Origin of the sequence: Sphingomonas insulae (assembly GCF_010450875.1) — a bacterium.
GTDB lineage: Bacteria > Pseudomonadota > Alphaproteobacteria > Sphingomonadales > Sphingomonadaceae > Sphingomonas > Sphingomonas insulae.
On the sequence record NZ_CP048422.1, the window covers coordinates 2,657,493 to 2,676,928 of the forward strand.

Annotated in this window: 17 protein-coding genes; 2 read left to right on the forward strand and 15 right to left on the reverse strand. The window is 65.4% G+C overall.

Going from position 1 to position 19,436, the window contains the following annotated elements:
- Nucleotides 1-18: 18 nt before the first annotated feature.
- From GTH33_RS14305 to GTH33_RS14375, 15 genes are all read right to left on the reverse strand, one after another.
- A complete protein-coding gene (locus GTH33_RS14305) occupies nt 19-2,991 on the reverse strand; it encodes a 2-oxoglutarate dehydrogenase E1 component (protein ID WP_163958966.1) in 2,973 nt (990 codons plus the stop codon).
- A 183-nt stretch (nt 2,992-3,174) separates the two neighbouring features.
- A complete protein-coding gene (gene sucD / locus GTH33_RS14310) occupies nt 3,175-4,059 on the reverse strand; it encodes a succinate--CoA ligase subunit alpha (protein ID WP_163958967.1) in 885 nt (294 codons plus the stop codon).
- A complete protein-coding gene (locus tag GTH33_RS14315; RefSeq protein ID WP_208403972.1) occupies nt 4,056-4,550 on the reverse strand; it encodes a hypothetical protein in 495 nt (164 codons plus the stop codon). Before GTH33_RS14315 ends, sucD begins: the two co-directional genes overlap by 4 nt.
- Nucleotides 4,551-4,557: 7 nt before the next feature.
- Nucleotides 4,558-5,520 carry a malate dehydrogenase gene (gene mdh, locus GTH33_RS14320; RefSeq protein ID WP_163958968.1) on the reverse strand — a complete coding sequence of 321 codons (963 nt, stop codon included), beginning with the start codon at nt 5,518-5,520 and terminating at the stop codon, nt 4,558-4,560.
- A 96-nt stretch (nt 5,521-5,616) separates the two neighbouring features.
- Nucleotides 5,617-6,681, reverse strand: coding sequence for an acyltransferase family protein (locus GTH33_RS14325; RefSeq protein ID WP_163958969.1), 1,065 nt, complete (start codon nt 6,679-6,681; stop codon nt 5,617-5,619).
- 45 nt (nt 6,682-6,726) lie between these two features.
- Complete coding sequence (gene zapE, locus GTH33_RS14330) at nt 6,727-7,833, reverse strand: cell division protein ZapE (RefSeq protein ID WP_163958970.1); 1,107 nt, start codon at nt 7,831-7,833, stop codon at nt 6,727-6,729.
- A gap of 116 nt (nt 7,834-7,949) precedes the next feature.
- On the reverse strand, nt 7,950-8,420 hold the full coding sequence (locus GTH33_RS14335) for a PaaI family thioesterase (RefSeq protein WP_163958971.1): 471 nt from the start codon (nt 8,418-8,420) through the stop codon (nt 7,950-7,952).
- A 6-nt stretch (nt 8,421-8,426) separates the two neighbouring features.
- Nucleotides 8,427-9,212 carry a succinate dehydrogenase iron-sulfur subunit gene (locus GTH33_RS14340; protein WP_163958972.1) on the reverse strand — a complete coding sequence of 262 codons (786 nt, stop codon included), beginning with the start codon at nt 9,210-9,212 and terminating at the stop codon, nt 8,427-8,429.
- Between the two features lie 82 nt (nt 9,213-9,294).
- On the reverse strand, nt 9,295-9,876 hold the full coding sequence (locus tag GTH33_RS14345) for an ATP-dependent Clp protease proteolytic subunit (protein ID WP_163958973.1): 582 nt from the start codon (nt 9,874-9,876) through the stop codon (nt 9,295-9,297).
- 355 nt (nt 9,877-10,231) lie between these two features.
- Nucleotides 10,232-12,034, reverse strand: coding sequence for an acyl-CoA dehydrogenase C-terminal domain-containing protein (locus GTH33_RS14350; protein WP_163958974.1), 1,803 nt, complete (start codon nt 12,032-12,034; stop codon nt 10,232-10,234).
- Between the two features lie 4 nt (nt 12,035-12,038).
- Nucleotides 12,039-12,464, reverse strand: a complete 426-nt coding sequence (locus tag GTH33_RS14355) for a MerR family transcriptional regulator (protein ID WP_163958975.1) — start codon at nt 12,462-12,464, stop codon at nt 12,039-12,041.
- Nucleotides 12,465-12,501: 37 nt separating this feature from the next.
- Complete coding sequence (locus GTH33_RS14360; RefSeq protein WP_163958976.1) at nt 12,502-12,996, reverse strand: hypothetical protein; 495 nt, start codon at nt 12,994-12,996, stop codon at nt 12,502-12,504.
- Nucleotides 12,993-13,352 (reverse strand): phosphoribosyl-AMP cyclohydrolase, encoded by a 360-nt coding sequence (gene hisI / locus GTH33_RS14365; RefSeq protein WP_163958977.1) that lies wholly within the window; start codon nt 13,350-13,352, stop codon nt 12,993-12,995. Before hisI ends, GTH33_RS14360 begins: the two co-directional genes overlap by 4 nt.
- Before the next feature lie 127 nt (nt 13,353-13,479).
- On the reverse strand, nt 13,480-13,893 hold the full coding sequence (locus tag GTH33_RS14370; protein WP_163960088.1) for a MerR family transcriptional regulator: 414 nt from the start codon (nt 13,891-13,893) through the stop codon (nt 13,480-13,482).
- A gap of 29 nt (nt 13,894-13,922) precedes the next feature.
- Nucleotides 13,923-15,605 (reverse strand): long-chain-fatty-acid--CoA ligase, encoded by a 1,683-nt coding sequence (locus GTH33_RS14375; protein WP_163958978.1) that lies wholly within the window; start codon nt 15,603-15,605, stop codon nt 13,923-13,925.
- Between the two features lie 120 nt (nt 15,606-15,725).
- On the opposite strand from GTH33_RS14375, the gene GTH33_RS14380 reads away from it, so the two are divergent.
- Together GTH33_RS14380 and GTH33_RS14385 are read left to right on the forward strand one after the other, a co-directional pair.
- Nucleotides 15,726-16,862 (forward strand): thiolase family protein, encoded by a 1,137-nt coding sequence (locus tag GTH33_RS14380; protein WP_163958979.1) that lies wholly within the window; start codon nt 15,726-15,728, stop codon nt 16,860-16,862.
- Nucleotides 16,862-19,180 (forward strand): 3-hydroxyacyl-CoA dehydrogenase/enoyl-CoA hydratase family protein, encoded by a 2,319-nt coding sequence (locus GTH33_RS14385; RefSeq protein WP_163958980.1) that lies wholly within the window; start codon nt 16,862-16,864, stop codon nt 19,178-19,180. The genes GTH33_RS14380 and GTH33_RS14385 overlap by 1 nt, the downstream gene beginning before the upstream one ends.
- Nucleotides 19,181-19,436 lie beyond the last annotated feature (256 nt).

Below are 19,436 nucleotides of genomic sequence, written 5' to 3' on the forward strand. Positions count from 1 at the left end.
CTTCAACGGGGAAAGTGGTTAGCTGCTCGGGGACTGGGTCGGCCGGGCGGTGGTGGTGGAACCCTCGCTGCGGGTGCGACGGATTTCCTCACGGACATTGTGGCCGAGTGCATCGGCGACCAGCGCGCCCTGTTCGGCGGTGTGCCGCTTCATCAGGCCCGTCGCCGGCGACGCCGCCGCCTGTCGGCCCGCATAACGCGCCCGCTGCACGGCACAATTCGCCGCGGCGAGCGATTCCTCGATCAGCGGTTCGACGAAGAACCAGTAACCGTTGTTCTTGGGTTCTTCCTGAGCCCAGACCACATGTTCCAGCTTCGGCATACGCGCGATCCGGCGGGCGAGCGCGTCGCCCGGGAACGGATAAAGCTGCTCGATCCGGACGATCTGGGTGCCGGTGTCGCCCGCCGCATTGCGTGCCTCGATCAGATCATAGGCGACCTTGCCGGTGCACAGCACGAGGCGCGTGGTATCTGCATCCGCCGCACCGTTGGTATCGGACAGGATGCGCTTGAAGTGGCTGTCGCCTTGGAAGTCGGCCGCGACCGACACCGCCAGCTTGTGGCGGAGCAACGACTTCGGCGTCATCACGATCAGGGGCTTGCGGAAATTGCGGTGCATCTGCCGGCGCAGCAGGTGGAAGTAATTCGCCGGCGTGGTGCAGTTCGCGACCTGGATATTGTCCTGCGCGCACGATTGCAGGAAGCGTTCGGGGCGCGCCGAGCTGTGCTCAGGCCCCTGCCCTTCATACCCATGCGGCAGCAGCATCACGAGGCCGTTGGCACGCAGCCACTTGGATTCGCCGCTGGTGATGAACTGATCGATCATGATCTGCGCGCCGTTGACGAAGTCGCCGAACTGCGCCTCCCACATCACGAGCGTCTTGGGGTCGGCCAGCGCATAGCCATATTCGAAGCCGAGCACGCCATATTCGGACAACGGGCTGTCGAGAACCTCGAACCGGCCATGTTCCACCGTCGTGAGCGGCACGTATTTGTGCTCGTCGGTCTGATCGACCCACACGGCATGACGCTGGCTGAACGTGCCGCGACCCGAATCCTGGCCCGAGAGGCGGACGCCATAGCCCTCCGACAGCAGCGATCCGAACGCCAACGCCTCGCCGGTCGCCCAATCGAAATTGGCGCCGGTCGTAAACATCTGCCGCTTGGCATCGAGCACGCGGGATAGAGTCTTGTGGATCTGGATGCCCTCCGGCACCGTCGTCAGCGTCCGGCCCAGCGCGTCGAACAGCTTCAGTTCGATCCCCGTCTCGACGCTGCGGCGCTCGCTGCCGCCGTCGGTCGGTGCCGACAAGCCCGTCCAGCGGCCGGCGAACCAGTCCGCCTTGTTGGGCTTGTAGCTCGCGCCCGCCTCGAACTCACCTTCGAGCAGGGTGGTGAACTGGTGGACCTTCTCGTCGAGCCAAGCCTGATCGATCACGCCTTCCTGGATCAGGCGCTTGCCGTAGATTTCGCTGACACCGGGGTGCTGGCGGATCTTGTTGTACATCAGCGGCTGGGTAAAGCCGGGCTCGTCACCTTCGTTATGACCGAAGCGGCGGTAGCACCACATGTCGATGACGATATCGCGATGGAACTTCTGGCGGAATTCGATCGCCATCTTAGTGGCGAAGGTGACCGCCTCGGGATCGTCGCCGTTGACGTGGAACACGGGCGCCTGAACGCCCTTGGCGACGTCCGATGGATAGGGCGACGAGCGCGCGAACTGCGGGCTGGTGGTAAAGCCAACTTGGTTATTGATGATGAAGTGGACGCAGCCGCCGGTGTTATAGCCGCGGATGCCCGAGAAGCCGAGGCATTCCCATACGATTCCCTGTCCCGCGAATGCGGCATCGCCGTGGATCAGCACGGGCAGCGCGCCCGTGTGTTCCGTCAGGTCGTTCGCGATCGTCTGGATCGCACGGGTCTTGCCGAGTACGACCGGATCCGCCGCCTCGAGGTGCGAGGGATTGGCGACCAGCGACATATGGACCTTGTGTCCGTCGAACTCGCGATCGGTGGACGTGCCGAGGTGATACTTCACGTCGCCCGAGCCGCCGATATCGTCCGGATTGGCCGAACCGCCGGCGAATTCGTGAAAGATGACGCGCAGCGGCTTTGCCATGACGTTGGCGAGCACGTTGAGCCGGCCGCGATGGGCCATGCCGAACACCATCTCACGCACACCGGCCTGGCCGCCATACTTGATGACGCTTTCCAGCGCAGGGATCATGCTCTCGCCACCGTCGAGACCGAAGCGCTTGGTCCCGACATACTTCTTGCCGAGGAACTTCTCCCATTGCTCGGCTTCGATGACCTTGGTCAGGATCGCCTTCTTGCCGTCGACGCTGAATTCGATCGCCTTGTCCTTGCCCTCCATGCGGTCCTGCAGGAAGCGGCGCTCTTCGACATCGACGATGTGCATGTATTCGAGGCCGACATTGCCACAATAATTGCGGCGCAGCGTGTCGACAAGCTCGCGCACGGTCGCCCATTCGAAGCCGAGCGTGCCGCCGAGATAAACCGGGCGATCGATGTCCGCATCGGTAAAGCCATGATATTCGGTGCGCAGATCCTCGGGCATGTCGCGGTGCGAGAGGCCCAACGGATCGAGGTTGGCGGCGAGATGGCCGCGGACGCGATAGGTGCGGATCAGCAGCTGCGCGCGGATCGCGTCGCCGGCGGCCTTGATGATGTCGTCCTTCGATGGCGCCGCCGAAGGGGCCGCAGCGGGCTTGCCGCCCTTGGCAGGCTTGGGCGCGGGCTCCATCTGCGTCGGGTCGAGCCCCGCGGTCAGGTCGTCGGTCGTGGTCAGCGGCCAGCGCTTGTTGGTCCAGCTAGGACCGCCGGTGCCTGTCTCCAGCCCCTCGAAGAATCCACGCCAGCCTAGATCGACCGACGACTGGTCGGCCTGGTACTTGGCGTAGAGCGCCTCGATGAACGCAGGCGACACGCCGGACGCGATGTCGCTGAAATCCTGACCTTCGTAGCCCATGGTACGCTTCCTTATCCCTTCTCCCACCGGGAGAAGGAGGGGCCCACCCGCGTCTACGGGTGGGAGGATGAGGGTCGAAGGGGAGAGCGACCTGCCCTCACCCTTCCGCGCCTTCGGGCACCCATGAAAGTAATACTTCATGGGACCCTTGCCGCTCCCTCCCTCTCCCGCCGGGAGAGGGATTTACTTGTTCAACACTTCCAGCAGGGTCGAGCCGAGCTCCGACGGAGACGCCGCGACCTTGATCCCGGCCGCTTCCATCGCCGCGATCTTGCTTTCGGCATCGCCCTTGCCGCCGGACACGATCGCGCCGGCATGGCCCATGCGACGGCCCGGAGGCGCAGTGCGGCCCGCGATGAAGCCGGCCATCGGCTTCTTGCGACCACGCTTGGCCTCGTCGATCAGGAACTGCGCGGCCTGCTCCTCGGCGTCGCCGCCGATTTCGCCGATCATGATGATCGACTGCGTCGCCTCGTCGGCGAGGAACAGCTCGAGCACGTCGATGAAGTTGGTGCCGTTGACCGGATCGCCGCCGATGCCGACCGCAGTGGTCTGTCCGAGCCCGGCGTTCGAGGTCTGGAACACCGCCTCATAGGTCAGCGTGCCCGAACGCGAGACGACGCCGACGCTACCCTGCTTGAAGATGCTGCCCGGCATGATGCCGATCTTGCATTCGCCCGGCGTCAGCACGCCCGGGCAGTTCGGGCCGATCAGGCGCGACTTCGAACCCGACAGCGCGCGCTTGACGCGCACCATGTCGAGCACCGGAATGCCCTCGGTGATCGTGACGATCAGCGGGATCTCGGCATCGATCGCCTCGAGGATCGAATCCGCGGCGAAGGGCGGCGGCACGTAGATTACCGACGCATCGGCACCGGTCTTCGACTTCGCCTCGGCGACGGTGTTGTAGACGGGGAGGCCGAGATGCTCGGTACCGCCCTTGCCCGGCGTCACGCCGCCGACCATCTGCGTGCCATATTCCAGCGCCGCCTTGGTGTGGAAGCTGCCGGTTTCGCCGGTCATCCCCTGGGTGATGACCTTGGTGTTCTTGTTGACGAGGATGCTCATTGCGTTCTCCGGAAGATACCGAACCAGCCCGCCTTCGGCTTCGCTGGTTCATTTTCAAGCGACCTGAACTGATCGGCAACATCACACCAAGCGCCACCCGACGGCGGCTTTGGCGTGTCGCTCGGAAAATAGATCTCTCCATCCCCCTCGTCGCCGCTCACGTCGTAAAATCCAACCCGATGCTCGACCGCCAAGCGCCGAACCTCTTCATATGCCTCTTCCGCAACCGACCAACGAAAATCGACGTAGATAACATGCTCGCCGAGACTGTAGCCCGTCACGTGTGGATCATCGACCTGCTCGTCATCGACTGTCTGCATATCAGGCCAGTTTGGCAGCATGGCCTGATGCCAGCGCCGCAAACCTTCCGACAGCAAGACCGTATCATTTATGTCAGAGGACCAGTTGGTCTGTTGCTGATACCAATCAATGAACCGCACGCGATCCATAGGGGCCGCGACTGGATCAAAGACGAGCAGGTCGTAACTCATCGAAGCGTTATGCCAAGCTCTCGTCGATCCCCTTGCAAGCGACCAGCAGTTCCTTGACCGCGTCGACTGAGACGGTGAGGTTCGCCTTCGCCTCGTCGTCGAGCGCGATCTCGACGATCTGCTCGACGCCGCCGGCACCGATCACCACCGGCACGCCGACGTAGAGGTCGTTCACGCCATACTGGCCGTCGACATAGGCTGCCGCGGGCAGGACGCGCTTCTGATCGTAGAGATACGCCTCGGCCATCGCGATACCGCTGGTCGCGGGCGCGTAATAGGCCGATCCGGTCTTCAGCAGGCCAACGATCTCGCCGCCGCCGCCGCGGGTGCGCTTGACGATCGCGTCGATGCGCTCCTGCGTCGACTTGCCCATCTTGATGAGGTCGGGGACCGGGATGCCCGAGACGGTCGAATAGCTGATGACGGGGACCATCGTGTCGCCATGGCCGCCGAGCACGAAGCTGGTGACGTCCTTCACCGACACCTGGAATTCATCCGCCAGGAAGTGGCTGAAGCGCGCGCTGTCGAGCACGCCTGCCATGCCGACGACCATGTGGTGCGGCAAGCCGGAGAATTCGCGCAGCGCCCAGACCATCGCGTCGAGCGGGTTGGTGATGCAGATCACGAAGGCACCGGGGGCGTTGGTCTTGATGCCCTCGCCGACCGCTTTCATGACCTTGAGGTTGATGCCGAGCAGATCGTCGCGGCTCATGCCGGGCTTGCGGGCGACGCCGGCGGTGACGATGATGACGTCGGCACCCGCGATGTCGGTATAGTCGTTCGAACCGGTGATCGTCGCATCGAAGCCTTCGACCGGACCGCACTGGCTGAGATCGAGCGCCTTGCCCTGAGGGATACCTTCGGCGACGTCGAACAAGACGATGTCACCCAGACCCTTGATCGCCGCGAGGTGCGCGAGCGTGCCGCCGATGTTACCGGCGCCGATCAGCGCGATCTTCTTGCGAGCCATTCAATCCATCTCCGTCAAGGCAAGGGTCGATTGGTCACGCCGCATAAGCCTATCGCGGGCGGGGGGCAACCGCTTAAACGCCCGTGGTCACGATTGTTAGAGCGAATGGCTCGCAATAGCATTAAGGCGGGACGTCGGCTCTACGGGATGGTGGCGTCGACGCATGGCCGGGCGTTCGACGAGGACGTGCAACGCCGCACCAACGGCAATCGCGATCGTGCCGGACAGCGTGATCGCAAGCCAGGGCGCAAGGTCGAACGAGCGGACGACGATGCCGATGTTCGCGTGCCAGACGTAGACGGGATAGGCGATGATCCCGAGCGCCGCCAATGCCGCCATCCGCTGCTGTACCCGGGGCGGCGGCGACACTCCGTTCATCGCAACGACGAATGCGCCGGCCGACAGATAGGCGATAGTGAAGCCGATGCCATGGCGGAAGCCGCCCTCACCCCCGGCCATCATGACGAGCAGGCCTGCGCCCGCCAGCGCGAGCCACAGCGCCCGGTGCCTGCTCAGGCTGGCGAACCACATCGGGCGGTGGAGCGATATGGATGCCATCAGCACGCCGAACGCGGGCGCATCGAGCCGGTATTGCGTCTGCCATTGCAGGTGTAGCATCGGCACGCCGGTCGCGACGCCGATGAGGCGTAGCAGCAGGCAGACGGCCATGACGGCGAACAGCGCGCGCTGGACGATCGCATGGCCGCCATGGCGCAGCAGCCAGGGCAGGAGCAGCGCGGCGCCGAGGTAGAAATGCTCTTCCACCGCGAGCGACCACAGATGGCTCGGCGCGTGATCGCTGAAATTCTGGACGTGGAGCAGCACCGGCCAGACCATTTGCCATCCATCGCCGCCGCCGATCAGGACGAGCGTTGCAAGATAGAGCCCCAGGACCGGCCACAATCGCCAGGCCCGGCGCAGGAAGAACCGGCGAAGGTCGAGCGCTCCCGCAGCGTCGACCTCGATCAGGATCAGGCGTCCGACGAGAAAGCCGCTGAGCACGAAGAAGAGATCGACCCCGATCCAGCCGACGGCACAGAACGGCTGGACAAACGCGTCGATCGCGGACGAACCGAACGGCATGCGGAAATGAAACAGCAGGACGAGCAGGATCGCGATCCCGCGCACGCCATCGAGTGCCGGCTGTCGCGCATGCCCCATCCGGCGATGGCTACAGCGCGGTGGTTAACATCGCGTTGCCGAAGGTCAGGCGTTGGCGGTGCCGTGGCCCTGCGCCAGATAGTCTTCGGATCGCATCTCCTCCAGCCGGCTGACCGTCCGTTGGAATTCGAAGCGGCCATCCCCTTCCGGGTAAAGCGCGTCGGGCTCTGCGTCAGCGGCGGCGAGCAGTTTGACCTTATGTTCGTACAGGGCGTCGATCAACGCCACGAAGCGGGCGGCCTCGTTGCGATTCTCCGGCCCCAGCCGGGGTATGCCGACGAGGATGACGGTATGATAGCGTCGCGCGATCGCGATATAATCGGCCGCGCCGCGTGCCTCGCCGCACAGCTTCCTGAACGAGAAGACGGCGACGCCCTTCAGCGTCTTGGGGACGTGGAGCGTACGGCCCTGCACCACGACATCCTCGGAAGGGATCGGCTCGGTCACCTCGTGGTCGGTCAGGCGGAAGAAGGCGGCGGACAGATCGGCGGTCGCCACCGGCCCGTTGGGGACCAGCCAGGTGTTCTGCTGGCCGAGCCGATCGCGGCGATAGTCGATCGGACCGTTCAGCGTCACGACGTCGAGCCGCGCTTCGATCAGCGCGATGAAGGGCAGAAAATGTTCGCGGTTGAGGCCGTTCTTGTAGAGATCGGCGGGCGCGCGGTTTGAGGTGGTGACGATCGTCACCCCCGCCTCCAGGAACCCGGTGAACAGCCGGCTGAGGATCATCGCATCGGGCGAGTTGGTGACCATCATCTCGTCGAAGGCCAGCAGCCGCGTCTCGTCGGCGAGCGCGGCGGCGACGGGCGCGATCGGGTCGCCTGCCTCCTTGCGACGCTCGATCGCGATGCGGCCGTGCACCTCGAGCATGAATTCGGAGAAATGGACGCGGCGCTTGCGGGGAATCGCGACATTGGCGAAGAACAGGTCCATCATCATCGACTTGCCGCGGCCGACATCGCCGAACATGTAGACGCCGCATGGCGGAGCGGCACCGCGACCGGTCAGACGGGCGAGCAGACCGGCCTTCTTCGGCGCCTCCAGTTCGGCGGCAAGCGTGTCGAGGCGGACCGCGGCGGCGCGCTGTTCGGGATCGGTACGCAGTTCGCCCGTGGCGACCAGCGCATCATAGGCGTTGAGGACTTTGGTCATCGCGCGGCGAAACGCTCCTGTCTTGGATCATCGATTGCCATTGCGGCGGCAGGCGGCGTCACGATCGGCGGACCAGCGGCCCTCATCAGGAACGTCGCCGGGCAGCGATCGCGTGGTTATGCCATCCCGGCCGGCGGCGACGACTTGCGCAGGGTGGCGGTAAAGCTGGCCACCGTGGGCATGGCGTCCTGCACCACCAGACCGCGCAGGAACAGCAGGCGACCGGTTTCGCGCAACAGTTCGATCCGCGCTTCGAGCGGTACGCCGATCGCGCCGCCGCCGACGAACTGCGCGGACAGGTCGAGCGTAACCGCGCCCACTGCCCCCAATATCCCGAAGCCGCGCACCGCAGCGAAGAGCGCGACGTCCATGAAGCCGAGCAACGCGCCGCCATGAACGGCATCGCGCAGGTTGGAATGGGCGTGCCGCGGCATCATCCGTACTCGGGCGACATCGCCCTCGACGCGCACATGCAACGGCTCCAGGAACGCATTGTAGCGCGTCGCGTCACGGAACTGCCAGAGCTTCCACCCCGGCAGGTCCGGATCGTCCTCGTAGAGGAAGACCGGTGAGGATGCGTCCGCCACCGTCACCTACAGGATGCGTTCTGCTTCCATCTTCTTGACCTCGGCGATCGCCTTGGCCGGGTTGAGGCCCTTGGGGCAGGTGTTCGCGCAGTTCATGATCGTGTGGCAGCGATACAGGCGGAACGGATCCTCCAGCTGATCGAGCCGCTCGCCGGTCATCTCATCCCGGCTGTCGGCAAGCCAGCGATAGGCCTGCAGCAGGATTGCGGGGCCGAGAAACTTGTCGGCATTCCACCAATAGCTGGGGCAGGACGTGGAGCAGCACGCGCACAGGATGCATTCGTACAGGCCGTCCAGCTTGGCGCGATCTTCCGGCGACTGCAAACGCTCCTTGCCCGAGGGCGGCGGGGACACCGTCTGCATCCACGGCTTGATCGAACTGTATTGCGCATAGAAATGCGTGAAGTCGGGGACGAGGTCCTTGATGACGTCCATCGCGGGCAGTGGCGTGATCTTCACCTCGCCCTTCACGTCCTCGATCGCGGTGGTGCAGGCGAGGCCGTTGCGGCCGTCGATGTTCATCGAGCACGATCCGCAAATGCCCTCGCGGCACGAGCGGCGGAAGGTCAGCGACGAATCCTGCTCCGCCTTCATCTTGATGAGTGCATCGAGCACCATCGGACCGCATTCGTCGAGGTTGATCTCGAACGTGTCGTAGCGCGGGTTTTCGGCGGTGTCGGGGTCGTAGCGATAGACCTTGAAGGTCTTGATCCGCTTGGCGTCGCCGGTCGCCTTGTGGACCTTGCCCTTTGCCTTGACCTTGCTGTTCTTGGGCAGGGTGAACTCGGCCATCGCCGCAACGCTCCTCTTGAATGCTGCGTTGCGGCTATGCCTTTCGCGGGCGGCGCGCAACCCCCGAGAGATAGGCCGCCGATCAGATCACATCAAGAACGAGGCCGCGGTCGCGCGCCTCCTCGGCCTCGATGTACCAGTTGGACGGGGCCTTGGTCTGCAATTCCTCGAACGTGACGCCCGAACCGCGTACGATGTCGCGAAAGCCCTCTTCCTGGATCTTCACCGATTCCTCGATCTCATGCAGCTTGGCCTTGAGCATCGCGGGCAGCGTCGTGAGCGGGCCCGACAAGTTGATCGTGCTGGTCATCGAACGTTCGTGCAGCATCAACCGCGTGCCGCGGGTCAGGAAACGCTTCTCGACCGGGAATGCCGACATGAACGTCGCGCCGGCAGAATAGACCGCCACCTTGCCCAGGAACAGCATCTCCCGACCCGTGTAGTCGCGCAACAGGCGAATGTCGGCGCCCATCGCCCGCCCCATCTCCGGATCGCCACCCAGCGTGGTGATCGACACCACAAGCGGGCCGTCCTGCGGCGCCTCGGCAAGCTGGGTCTTGAACCGGGCGTACATCATGTCGTCGACGACGCCATGCAGCTGGATGTGGGGGAACGCGAGCAACGGATATCTGCTGGCGGTGTTGGCGGCGTTGTTATCGGTCATGGCGCGGCGAACATTCGCGGTGCAGCAAGGTTCCGATACGATCGCATGACTGTCACTCCCCCGGAACACGCAATCGAGTGCGCGCAATGGCGCCGAGGCCTGTGCCGCAGCATGCTCCGTCAAGAAGGCCTGCCGACAGGCCGTGCGGGTCGCTACGCCGGTTGCGCAAGGTGCGACCGACACCCCGCCGCCATCGTACGCCCTGTCGCGGGTCGCTGCCGGGCAATACGTTGCCAGAACGCAAGGGCAACCGCGCAATGCCGTTGCGCGGCACAAGGTGTCCGGCGACACGGCACTCAGGCGTCCCGGCACCGGAACGATCCGCCAGCCGGGACGCCTGATCCGGCTGCCCGGCTTATGCCGCGCGGAACATTTCCGGGGGCAGCGCCATCAGGCTCTCCGACCCGCCTTCGATCTTGCGGCGCAGCGCGCCAGCGTCCGGCACGATCCGCTCGGCAAAGAACCGCGCGGTGACGAGCTTGGCGTCGAGGAAGGCGACATCGCCCTCGCCCGCCGCCTTCAACTCGGCGGCGGCTTTCGCCATGCGCAGCCACATCAGCCCGGTGGCGACGATGCCCATCAGGTGCATGTACGGCACCGCACCCGCGCCGACGTTCTCCGGGTTCTTCATGCCGTTGGCCATGAACCACATCGTCGCCGCCTGCAGTTCGCCCAGCGCCTTCTTCAGCGCACCCGCGATCTGCGCGGTCGCCTCGATCCCCTCGGCGGCGGCGGCCTCCTCGGCGACGATCTTGAACAGCGCCTGCACCGCGCGGCCACCCTTGGTGGCCAGCTTGCGACCGACGAGGTCCATCGCCTGCACGCCGTTGGTGCCTTCGTAGATCATCGCGATGCGGGCATCGCGGACATATTGCTCCATGCCCCATTCGGCGATGTAGCCGTGGCCGCCATAGACCTGCTGCGCGTTGGTCGCGACCTCATAACCCTTGTCCGTACCGACACCCTTGATGACCGGTGTCAGCAGGCCGATGAGGTCGCCCGCCATCTCGCGCTCTTCCTCGGTCGCGCCATGATGTTCCAGGTCGACCTGGAGCGCGCCCCACAGGCAGAGCGCCCGCAGGCCCTCGGTCCAGGCCTTGCCCTCCATCAGCATGCGGCGGATGTCGGGGTGTACGAACAGCGTGTCCGCCTTTTCATTAGGCTCCTTGGGGCCGGTCAGCGCGCGGCCCTGACGGCGATCCTCGGCATACTGGACGGCGTTCTGGTACGCGACCTCGGCAATGCCGAGTCCCTGCAGGCCGACGCCCAGGCGTGCAGCGTTCATCATGATGAACATGGCGGCAAGGCCCTTCATCTCCTCGCCGACCAGCCAGCCTTTGGCTCCGTCATAATTCATGACGCAGGTCGAATTGGCGTGGATGCCCATCTTGTGCTCGATCGAGCCGCAGGTGACGGCATTACGCTCGCCGAGGCTGCCGTCGTCGTTGACCAGCACCTTCGGCACGACGAAGAGCGAGATACCCTTCGAGCTGTCCGGCGCGCCCGGCGTCTTCGCCAGCACGAGGTGGATGATATTGTCCGTGAGGTCGTGCTCGCCCGCCGAGATGAAGATCTTGGTGCCGGTGATCGCGTACGAACCGTCCGCCTGCGGCTCCGCCTTGGTGCGGATCAGGCCCAGGTCGGTGCCACATTGCGGCTCGGTCAGGTTCATCGTGCCGCCCCATTCGCCCGACACCATCTTGGGGACGTACATAGCCTGCTGTTCCGGCGATCCCTTGGCGACCAGCGCGGCGATCGCGCCATGGGTCAGGCCGGGATACATGGCGAAGGCCATGTTGGACGAGATCATATATTCCTGGAAAGCGATCGACACGACATGCGGCATGCCCTGCCCGCCGTATTCCGGCGCGTTGCCCAGCGTCGCCCAGCCGCTTTCGACATATTGGCCATAGGCTTCCTTGAAGCCCTTGGGCGTGGTGACGCTGCCGTCCTCATGTCGGGTGCAGCCTTCCTGATCGCCCGACAGATTGAGCGGGAACAGCACGTCGGCGACGAAACGGCCGCCCTCTTCCAGCACCGCCTCGACGACATCGGGCGTCGCCGCGTCGAAACCGGGCAGGTTGCTATAATTCTGCAAGCCGACGACATGTTCGAGGATGAAGCGCGTGTCGCGGACGGGGGGCGTATACTGGGGCATCCGGTTATCCTTGTGTGTCGCTCGCATGGACGGCCTCAACGACCTCCACGAATTCATTGAGTTCGGCGATGGCGGCGTCGATGTCCTGCTTCTGCCGTTCGAGCAGCACGATCCGCGCGCGGCAGCGGTCGATCGATACCTGGCGCTGGACGCGGCGACCGTCGCCCAGATCGTACAGGTCGATCATCTCGCGGATCTCGCCGAGCGAGAAGCCGACGCGCTTGCCGCGCAATATCCACGCCAGCCGCGCACGGTCGCGGTGCGAATAGATCCGCTGCGTGCCGCGGCGTTCCGGCGCGATCAGTCCCTCGTCCTCGTAGAAGCGCAGCGCCCGTGCGGTGACGCCGAACTCGTCCGACAGGTCGGAAATCGTGAAATGATCGCGATCGTGGCGGTGCTCGATCAAGGCGTAAGCGGGTGACGAGGCCATGTGGGGTCAACTACATCACGTTTACGTCAACGTCAACCTACTCACCGTCATGACACAGCGCCCTGCCGGACGGCGTGCGCAGGGTTTCCGCCTCCGACGTCGCGGTGCTCAGATGCGTGACGGTCAGCGCCGCGAGCGAGGCGCGGCCCGTGCAGAACCGGTCGCATGCGGCGGGCAATTCCGCCGGAAAGACGATGCGGTCACCGTCGAACGTCGCATCGAAACGGCACGCACCGAACGTCACCGCCACCCGGTCGCCGCGCCGCCGCGCGCTGCCCGACGCCGCGCACCCCTGCCCTTCGCCGTAATCGATCAGGGCGCCGATGCGGAACGTGTCGCGCTCGGCGGGAAGAACGCAAAGCCGGTCGGTGTCGAGCGCCCACGATCCGACGAGGCTCGCCGTTGCGGGATCGATGACCAGCCCGGCCTGCACCGCCGCGGCCTCCAGCTTCGCACCGGGCGTGTCCTGCGCCGGCTGCGGCTGCGTCCCGCACGCGGCCAGCAACAGCGCAAGCGCCGGTGCGCGCCTCATGCGATCGTCCGCAGCCGGTCGCCTTCGATCCGGCGGTAGAAACAGCTCGTCGCGCCCGTGTGGCACGCCGGGCCGGCGGCATCGGCGATGATCCAAAGGGCGTCCTGATCGCAGTCGATGCGCATCTCGACGACGCGCAGCACGTTGCCGGACGTTTCGCCCTTCTTCCACAACCGGCCGCGGCTGCGCGACCAGAAGGTCGCCTCACCACTCGCCTGGGTGAGGGCGAGCGCCTCGGCATTCATGTGGGCGACCATCAGCAGCGCACCTGCGCGGGTCGTGACGACCGCGGTGACGAGGCCGGAGGCATCATATTTCGGGTCGAGGACAAGCTCGGTTTCGCGGGGATCGGACATGGGATCGCTCTATAGGGGTCGCATATCATCGCCAACACGTTCCGGCCCGCGCCGGAGGGCAAGCCGGCTATCCCCCGCTGTGTCGCGCACCGGATACCCGGCACATCCCGAACGGGGCCGCAGCCCCTCACCCCACCGCGCGCGCGCCGTCCGGCTCGTGCGCATGCACGCGCGCCAACGCCTCGCCCTCCAGCTTGGCGAGGTCCGCCAGCGTCTGGTCGAGCGCATCGCGCTGCACCTCCAGTTCATCGATCCGCATCCGCACCCGCTCGGCCAGGGCGCGCATCTGTTCCAGATGCTGCGGGTCGGCGTCGTACAGGTCGAGGAATTCGGCAATGTCGGTCAACGAGAACCCTAGTCGCTTGCCACGCAGGATCAGCTGCATCCGCGCGATCTCGCGCCGGCGATAGACGCGCGTGGTGCCGATCCGGCACGGTTCGATCAGGCCCTTGTCCTCATAGAAACGCAGGGTGCGTGGGGTGATGCCGAGCATGTCGGCCACCTCCTGGATCCCCTGCAACTCTCCCCTGTCGTCGCCGATACCGTTCACCGTCCGCTCCCCGCCGCGATCTATCGTGCCGCTTTCGCCAACTCCTCCTCGACCAGCTCCTTCTTCGAAAGCTTGCCGATCAGCGTCTTGGGCAGAGTGTCGCGGATTTCGACCTCCCGGGGAAGCTCGATCTTGCTGATCTTGTCGCGCAGGAAATCGCGCAATTCGCTCGGCGTCGCCGCTCCCGGCGGGTCGAGCACCACGAACGCCTTGGGCGCCTGGCCGCGGTGCGCATCGGGCACGCCGATCACCACCGCCTCGATCACCGCGGGATGTTCGTACAGCGCTTCCTCGATCACGCGTGGATAGACGTTGTAGCCGCCGCACAGGATCATGTCCTTGATCCGGTCGACGATGAACAGATAGCCGTCCAAATCGAGGTAGCCGACGTCGCCGGTGCGCAGCGCCCCGTCGGCGAACACCGCCTCGGTCGCCGCCGGATTGTGCCAATATCCCGCCATCACCTGCGGACCGCGCGCACAGACCTCGCCCTTCTCGCCTGCCGCGACGATCCGCGCCGGGTCCTCGCGATCGCGGATCTCGATCGTGGTGCCGGGGAACGGCAGGCCTGCGGAGCCTTCCTTGTTGAGCCCGTCGAACGGGTTGCAGGTGATGATCGGCGACGCTTCGGACAGGCCATAGCCCTCGACCAGCTTGGCACCGGTGTTCGTCTCGAACGCGTGCCGTACCTCGATCGGCAACGGGGCGCCGCCGGAAATGCAGACCTTGATCGACGACAGGTCGGGGATCTGGTCGGCCTTGAGATTGGCGAGCGCATTGTAGATGGTCGGGACGGCGGGGAAATAGGTCGGCCGCGTCCGTTTCATCGTGGCGAGCAATTGCTTCAGCTCGAAGCGGGGCAGCAGGATCATCTCGGCCCCGACCAGCGTGCCGAAAGTCAGCACGTTGGTGAGCGCGAAGACGTGGAACAGCGGCAGCACGCCGAGCACCCGGTCCTGCTCGGGCGTCTCCCCGCCGACATGGACGAGCATCGCGTCGGTATTGGCGACGATATTGGCATGGCTGAGCATCGCCGCCTTGGGCACGCCGGTGGTGCCGCCGGTATATTGCAGCACCGCCACCTCGTCGGGCTGGACCGGCACCGGCGTCGGCGTGCCGTTCCCGGCGATGAGGTCGGCAAAGAACAGATGTTGCGGGGTGCGCGGCGCACGACCGATCTCGGCGCGCTTGACCAGTTTATAGGCGAACTTCTTGATCGCCGGCAGCACGTCGGCGATCGGGCAGCTGATGACGTGGCGGATGCCCGTTTCGCCCGCGACCTTCAGCACGCGCGCCTGGATCTCGGCAACGTCGGGCGTGACGATGATCTCCGCACCCGAATCCTCGATCAGGTGGGTCAGCTCACGCTCGACGTAGAGGGGGTTGACGTTGACGACCACGCCGCCCGCCTTCAGCGTCGCGAAGAACAGGATGGGGTAATAGGGGGTGTTGGGCAGGCACAAGGCGACGCGCGTGCCCTTGACCACGCCGAGCCGCTGCAACCCCGCCGCCGCGCGATCCACGGCCGCGCCGAGCTCTGCCCAGGTGGTGATCCGCCCCATGAAGTCGACCGCGGGACGCTGTGGGAACCGCGCTACCGACCGGTCGAGCATCGCGCCCAGCAGGCGGGGCTGGCTGACGAGCGGCACGCCCTGCTTGATCGCCAGCGGTGCGCCCGCTTCGATAGTTGCGGTGTCGCTCATCGGTCCATCCTCTCATCTGCATCATCGAGCATATTGTCGGCTCGCACCACTTGACGTAAAGGGAAGGTATCGCACCTATACGGTATCCCGCAAGCGCGGATGCTCACGAGAGAGGATTTCATGACCAACGTCGTCATCGCCGGTTACGCGCGCTCGCCGTTCCACCTCGCCGGCAAGGGCGCGCTCGCCCGTGTCCGCCCCGATGATCTCGCCGCGCAGACGATCCGCGGGCTGATCGAGAAGACCGGCGTCGATGCCGCCGCGATCGAGGACATCATCCTCGGCTGTGCGTTTCCCGAAGGCGAACAGGGCCTCAACGTCGCGCGGCTGATCGGCCTGCTCGCCGACCTGCCGCTGTCGGTCGGTGGCATGACGGTGAACCGGTTCTGTGGATCGTCGATGAGCGCGATCCACATCGCGATGGGCCAGATCCAGATCGGCGCGGGCGAGGCGTTCATCTGCGCCGGCCTCGAATCGATGAGCCGCATCCCGATGGGCGGCTACAACCCCCTGCCCAATCCGGCGCTGGCGAAGGCGAATCCCGGCGCATACATGGGGATGGGCGACACGGCAGAGAACGTCGCGACGAAATACCAGATCACGCGCGGCGAACAGGACGCGTTTGCGGTGAAAAGCCAGCACAAGGCGGCTGCGGCGCGCGTCGACGGGCGGCTGAGCGATGAGATCGTGCCGATCACGACCAAGGCCGGCACAGTGAGCGAGGACGGCACGATCCGCCCCGACACGACGGTCGAGGCGCTTGGCAACCTGAAGCCCGCATTCAGCCAGGACGGATCGGTGACCGCCGGCACGTCCTCGCCGCTGACCGATGGCGCATCGGCGGTACTGGTGACGTCGGAGGAGTTCGCGAAGCGGCATGGCCTGAAGATCCTCGCCCGCATCGTCGCGGTCGGCATATCGGGCATCGAGCCGGAGACGATGGGCCTCGGCCCGATCAGCGCATCGCAAAAGGCGCTGGCCCGTGCCGGCGTCTCGGTCGGCGACCTCGACGTGGTCGAGATCAACGAGGCGTTCGCGAGCCAGGCGATCGCCTGCATCCGCGACCTCGGCCTGAAGGAGGAGACGATCAACAAGGACGGCGGCGCGATCGCGATCGGCCATCCGCTCGGCGCGACCGGCGCGCGGATCGTCGGCAAGGCCGCCGCGCTCCTCGAACGCGAGGGCGGGCGCTATGCGCTGGCGACCCAGTGCATCGGCGGCGGCCAGGGCATCGCCACGGTGCTGGAGCGCGCATAATGGCTGAACCCATCAAAAAGGTGTGCGTAATCGGCGCTGGCGTCATGGGCGCCGGCATCGCGGCACAGGTCGCCAACGCCGGTATCCCGGTGCTGTTGCTCGATATCGTGCCGCGTGAGGGTGACGATCGTGACGCCGTCGCCAAGGGTGCTGTCGCGAAGATGCTCAAGACGGACCCTGCGCCGTTCATGTCGAAGGGTGCGGCAAAGCTGGTCGAGACGGGCAATATCGACGACCATCTCGACCGCGTTGCCGAATGCGACTGGATCGTCGAGGCGATCGTCGAGCGACTCGATATCAAGCAGGCGCTGTACGCAAAGCTGGAGGAACTGAAGCGCCCCGGTACGGCGGTGTCGTCGAACACCTCGACGATCCCCCTGGGCAACCTCGTCGAGGGGCGGTCGGACCAGTTCAAGGCCGACTTCCTCATCACCCATTTCTTCAATCCGCCACGCTACATGCGGCTGATCGAGATCGTCCGCGGTGAGGCCACCGACGTTGCCGTTGCGGAAAAGGTCGAGGATTTCATCGACCGCTTCATGGGCAAGCGGATCGTCCGTGCCAAGGATACGCCGGGCTTCATCGCCAACCGCATCGGCACCTATTGGCTCGCCGTCGCTATCAACGCGGCGATGGATCAGGGCCTCACGATCGAGGAAGCCGACCAGATCGGCGGCCGGCCGATGGGCGTGCCGAAGACCGGCATATTCGGCCTCGTCGACCTCGTCGGTGTCGACCTCATGCCGCTGCTGTCGAAAAGCCTGTCGTCGACGCTGCCGCAGGGCGATCCCTATTTCGACACCGTCCGGCCGATGCCGCTGGTCGACAGGATGATCGCGGATAGCTTCACCGGTCGCAAGGGCAAGGGCGGCTTCTACCGCTTCGACAAGGCGACCAGGACAAAGCTCGCGCTCGACCTTGCCACCGGCGACTATCGCGAGGGCATCAAGCCCGCCGCGCTGCCGCCCAAGGCGGAGAAAGACCTCGCCGCGCTGATCGCGACACCGGGCAAGGTCGGCGATTATGCGTGGGAAATCCTCGGCAAGACGTTGAGCTATGCCGCGATGCTGGTCGGCGAGGCCGCCGACGACGTGGTCGCCATCGATGACGCGATGAAGCTCGGCTACAATTGGAAGTTCGGGCCCTTCGAACTGATCGACCGGATCGGCGCGGCCACCTTCGCTGCACGCGTGCGTGACGAAGGGCGCAGCGTACCCGCCATCCTGGACACCGTCGGTGACCGCACATTCTATCGCGTGGTCGAGGGCAAGCGCCAATTCCTGACGCTGGCCGGCGAATATCGGGACGTGGTGCGTAGCGAAGGCGTCCTGCTGCTGGAGGACATCAAGCTCGCGTCCGAACCGCTGCTCAAAAATGGCTCTGCCGCGCTATGGGACGTCGGCGACGGTGTCGCCGCGCTCGAATTCACCACCAAGATGAACGCTCTCGACGGCGAGATCATGGGCCTGATCCAGCAGGCAATCCCGCTGGTGCAGGATCGGTTCAAGGCGTTGGTGATCTATAACGAGGGGTCGAACTTCTCGGCTGGCGCCAACCTCGGCATGGCGATGTTCGCCGTCGCGGCGGGCATGTGGGGCGAGATCGAAAAGCTGATCGCCGGCGGCCAACAGGCGCTGAAAGCGCTGAAGTACGCACCTTTCCCCGTCGTTTCCGCGCCCGCCGGGATGGCGCTGGGCGGTGGCTGCGAGGTGCTGCTGCACTCCGACGCAGTGCAGGCCCATGCCGAAAGCTACATCGGCCTCGTCGAATGCGGCGTCGGCCTGCTTCCCGGCTGGGGCGGCAATGGCGAGATGCTCGATCGGCTTGCCAGGGCGCCGATGATGCCACGCGGGCCGATGCCCGCCGTTGCGAAGGCGTTCGAAACGATCTCGACCGCGCAGGTGTCGAAGTCGGCGGCGCTGGCGAAGGAGATGATGTTCCTTCGCCCGGCGGACGGCATCACGATGAATCGCGACCGGTTGCTGGCGGATGCCAAGGCAAAGGCGCTGTCGCTGGTCGATGGCTATGTCGTGCCGGAAAAGCCGACCTTCCGCCTGCCCGGCGAAAGCGGACGGGTCGGCATCGCCGGCGTCGTCGACGGCTTCCGCAAGAAGGGGGTAGCGACCGAATATGACGCCGTCGTCTCCGCCCGGCTGGCCAATGTCCTCACCGGCGGCGAAGCCGATCTGGTCGACGTCGTGCAGGAAGACGACCTGCTCGCGCTGGAACGCGCAGCATTCATGGACGCGGTCCGCGATCCGCGCACCCAGGCTCGGGTGCAGCAGATGCTGACCACGGGCAAGCCGCTGCGCAACTGAGCGGTCGCAGCGTCCAAGTCCTGTTCTCCGGCAAATGCCCGGGTCCCTGGCGGGATGGTACGGCTAGCTTGCCGTAGCCATCCCGCCACCGATCAGGCATGCGCCGGTAACGGGGTTTGGACGGGCGATACGCCAGCAGATGCGCAGACATCGCGGAAATCGCATAGGGATGGCACTCGACCGCATGCCCGAACGTTGCGCGTGTATATCCCTATCCGCAAGCTTCCGCTTGACACATGCCCCAAGAAGCCTAGGC

Excerpts from the sequence above, each read along its gene's own strand:
- GTH33_RS14345 (WP_163958973.1), bottom strand. The coding sequence starts at position 9,876 with ATGACCGATAACAACGCCGCCAACACCGCCAGCAGATATCCGTTGCTC.
- hisI (WP_163958977.1), bottom strand. The coding sequence starts at position 13,352 with ATGTCCGATCCCCGCGAAACCGAGCTTGTCCTCGACCCGAAATATGAT.
- GTH33_RS14360 (WP_163958976.1), bottom strand. The coding sequence starts at position 12,996 with ATGAGGCGCGCACCGGCGCTTGCGCTGTTGCTGGCCGCGTGCGGGACG.
- GTH33_RS14380 (WP_163958979.1), top strand. The coding sequence starts at position 15,726 with ATGACCAACGTCGTCATCGCCGGTTACGCGCGCTCGCCGTTCCACCTC.
- GTH33_RS14350 (WP_163958974.1), bottom strand. The coding sequence starts at position 12,034 with ATGCCCCAGTATACGCCCCCCGTCCGCGACACGCGCTTCATCCTCGAA.
- mdh (WP_163958968.1), bottom strand. The coding sequence starts at position 5,520 with ATGGCTCGCAAGAAGATCGCGCTGATCGGCGCCGGTAACATCGGCGGC.
- GTH33_RS14355 (WP_163958975.1), bottom strand. The coding sequence starts at position 12,464 with ATGGCCTCGTCACCCGCTTACGCCTTGATCGAGCACCGCCACGATCGC.
- GTH33_RS14325 (WP_163958969.1), bottom strand. The coding sequence starts at position 6,681 with ATGGGGCATGCGCGACAGCCGGCACTCGATGGCGTGCGCGGGATCGCG.
- GTH33_RS14385 (WP_163958980.1), top strand. The coding sequence starts at position 16,862 with ATGGCTGAACCCATCAAAAAGGTGTGCGTAATCGGCGCTGGCGTCATG.
- GTH33_RS14315 (WP_208403972.1), bottom strand. The coding sequence starts at position 4,550 with ATGAGTTACGACCTGCTCGTCTTTGATCCAGTCGCGGCCCCTATGGAT.
- GTH33_RS14375 (WP_163958978.1), bottom strand. The coding sequence starts at position 15,605 with ATGAGCGACACCGCAACTATCGAAGCGGGCGCACCGCTGGCGATCAAG.
- sucD (WP_163958967.1), bottom strand. The coding sequence starts at position 4,059 with ATGAGCATCCTCGTCAACAAGAACACCAAGGTCATCACCCAGGGGATG.
- GTH33_RS14340 (WP_163958972.1), bottom strand. The coding sequence starts at position 9,212 with ATGGCCGAGTTCACCCTGCCCAAGAACAGCAAGGTCAAGGCAAAGGGC.
- GTH33_RS14305 (WP_163958966.1), bottom strand. The coding sequence starts at position 2,991 with ATGGGCTACGAAGGTCAGGATTTCAGCGACATCGCGTCCGGCGTGTCG.
- zapE (WP_163958970.1), bottom strand. The coding sequence starts at position 7,833 with ATGACCAAAGTCCTCAACGCCTATGATGCGCTGGTCGCCACGGGCGAA.